Source organism: Lutibacter sp. HS1-25 (assembly GCF_004121075.1).
GTDB lineage: Bacteria > Bacteroidota > Bacteroidia > Flavobacteriales > Flavobacteriaceae > Lutibacter.
Map to the genome: position 1 here is coordinate 1 of NZ_RHLN01000091.1, position 1949 is coordinate 1949.

Annotated in this window: 3 protein-coding genes; 1 reads left to right on the forward strand and 2 read right to left on the reverse strand. The window is 31.9% G+C overall.

Going from position 1 to position 1949, the window contains the following annotated elements; translation table 11 throughout:
• On the forward strand, positions 1–749 hold a 749-nt coding region (locus EC396_RS12405), incomplete at its 5' end, for a fasciclin domain-containing protein (protein WP_164975286.1).
• Between the two features lie 111 nt (positions 750–860).
• Here the strand turns inward: EC396_RS12405 and EC396_RS12410 are convergent.
• Both EC396_RS12410 and EC396_RS12415 read right to left on the reverse strand, forming a co-directional pair.
• A complete protein-coding gene (locus EC396_RS12410) occupies positions 861–1349 on the reverse strand; it encodes a hypothetical protein (RefSeq protein ID WP_129366553.1) in 489 nt (162 codons plus the stop codon).
• A 51-nt stretch (positions 1350–1400) separates the two neighbouring features.
• A partial coding sequence (locus tag EC396_RS12415) for a sulfurtransferase (RefSeq protein WP_164975287.1) occupies positions 1401–1949 on the reverse strand: 549 nt, incomplete at its 5' end.

The window sequence follows — 1949 nt, forward strand, 5'->3', positions numbered from 1 at the left end:
ATAATGCTGCTTTTAGCGCATTTTTAGCAAATGCTGGTTTTGCTAATTTAGATGCTGTACCTGTAGATGCCTTAACACAAATTTTATTAAACCATGTTGTACAAGGAGACGTAAGATCTAATGATTTAGGTACAGGATACATCTCTTCTCTATCAACTGCAACTCCAAACGGAAATAAAATGAGTATGCATATCAATACTGCAAATGGTGTTTTAATTAACGGTACATCAAAAGTTGTTAATGCAGACAATATTGTAGACAATGGTGTTATTCATTTGGTAGACAAGGTAATTGGATTGCCAACAATTGTAACAATTGCAACTGCTGACGCAAATTTCTCAACTTTAGTAGCTGCATTGACAAGAAATGATCAACCAGATTTTGTTGCAACATTGTCAACAGCAAACGGAACAAATCCAGCACCTTTTACAGTATTTGCTCCAACAAATGAAGCTTTTGGTAATTTACTAACAGAATTAAATGCTCCTAATTTAGCAGCTATTGATGCAGCTACTTTAACAGCAACATTAAATTCTCACGTAGTTGCAGGAGCTAACGTAATTGCCAGCCAATTATCAGACAATATGACTGTAACAACTTTAGGTGGCAATATTACAGCAAATGTTACTGGTGGTGCAAAATTAACAGACGCCAATAACAGAAATAGCAATATAATAGCATATGATGTACAAGCATCAAACGGTGTTGTACACGTAATTGACAAAGTTATTTTACCAGCTCTTAATTAAAATATTTACTAAATATTGGTTTGAGTTTAGTTTAAATTTGGTTAATGGAAAAGCATTCTAGTTATTTAGAATGCTTTTTTTATGTTTTTATGTTGAAGCAGAAATTCTGTCTTACGATTCTATTAATAATTTAAGTGATTTAATTTTATAAGAAATTTTATAAATCGCAAAGCTTACAATGGCAAAAACCACTAACTGAAAAGCAATTACAAACAATATAGCATGTAAAAACGTAAAACCAATTTCCTGAAAATAAACACCAATTGCCAATGAAATTAATACCCAAAAAATGATGAAAATGGTAAAAAGTACGCCAAATAAAATAATGAGTATAAAATAAGATTTAAGTTCTTTTCTAATTAAACCAATAACCTCTTTTTTTATGTATTGTTGAATTAGTTCGAAAGGTGATTTTATAACACTTACAAAAAAGGATATCAGCAAATCAAAAATTGCTTTAACGGGTCCTTTTCTACGTGATTTTTTTCTTTTTCTTTTTGAAAGTTCTTCAGAGTCAACTTCATCATCTGAAACGGTCTCAAAACTTATACTGTTTTTTAAAATTTTCTCAATTTCACTTAAAATCTTTACTTGTTTCATATGCTTATTTTAGTCTGATATCTTAAATTTCTTTATCAAATATATTAAAATCTAATTTGCTTCAACAGGAAATTTCCCCATTTGACCCCATTCAGACCAAGAACCGTCGTATAACGACTTTGGATTGTCGGCAACCAATTCACTTGCCAATAAAATAATACAAGCTGTAATACCAGATCCACAGGTAAAAATAAGTTGTTTTTCATTGGCATTAAAAGACTTAAACAATGCTGCCAATTTAGATTTTGACAACATTTTACCATTTTCCAAAACCTTTTTATAAGGAAAGTTTTTAGCGCCAGGCATATGTCCACTTGCCATATTTTCTCTAGGTTCCGGTACACTTCCATCAAAACGGGTTTCGCCCCTAGCATCTAAAATCAATACATTTTCGTTGTTTAAATTTGCCAAAATTTGTTGCGCATCAACTACCATTTCCGATTGATAATTAGCTTCAAAGTCGCCTTTTTTAAATGTTGTTTTTACAGGTTCTTCACAAGGCAATCCTGCTTTTTTCCAAGCAGACAAACCACCATCTAAAACAGCAACATAAGGATGCCCCATTGCTTTAAACATCCACCAGGCACGTGGACTTGTATA